The sequence below is a fragment of the Vibrio sp. 1078-1 genome, assembly GCF_033340475.1.
The window spans coordinates 1-571 of sequence record NZ_JAWOWM010000673.1; the positions used below are offsets into that span (position 1 = coordinate 1).

Sequence of the window (571 nt, forward strand, 5' to 3'; positions counted from 1 at the left end):
TGTGAAGTGTTTTCAATCAGAGCAGGTAAATTACTGGGCGTTGGTGAGCTCTTCATTTACCCAGTATTTTGAACCAGATACGTTTGCATCGATAAGTAAGCCTTTTGAGTTGAGCTGATAAACGGCAACGCCGCTGTTGAACTGTGCAGAGAACTCTTCGGCATCTTCGCCTGCAACTGCTGAAGCTTCGCTGGTGGCTTCCCAGCCTTCGTTGACGAACGTATCGAAGTCCTGTTTGCTTTCAAACAAAACCACTTGCTGATAAAACTTGCCGCCGAGCCCTAGCGCAACCCCCATACCAAACATGTTCATGTAGGTGCGTTTTTCGGTGGTCTTATCTACCGCCACACCAGAGCCTGAATTAGTGTGGAAAAGCAAAGAGAGTTTACGAGAATCAAAAACGGCGTAGCCGTAAGCTTTATCGTAAATCGCTTTCGCTTCTGGTTTTTCATTAAAGAGTTTGAGTAAGGTGCTATCGGCCATTAAATCAATCGCTTGACGCGCTTCTTCTGGCGTGTCGCCTTCCATCAACTCATCAATTTTTTTGTCTGCGGCATCTATCCATTCTTTG

General features: G+C 45.9%; 1 protein-coding gene. It reads right to left on the minus strand.

Going from position 1 to position 571, the window contains the following annotated elements:
- Positions 1 to 30: 30 nt before the first annotated feature.
- The coding region (locus R7190_RS29440; protein WP_318138146.1) for a YSC84-related protein at positions 31 to 571 on the minus strand (541 nt) is incomplete at its 5' end.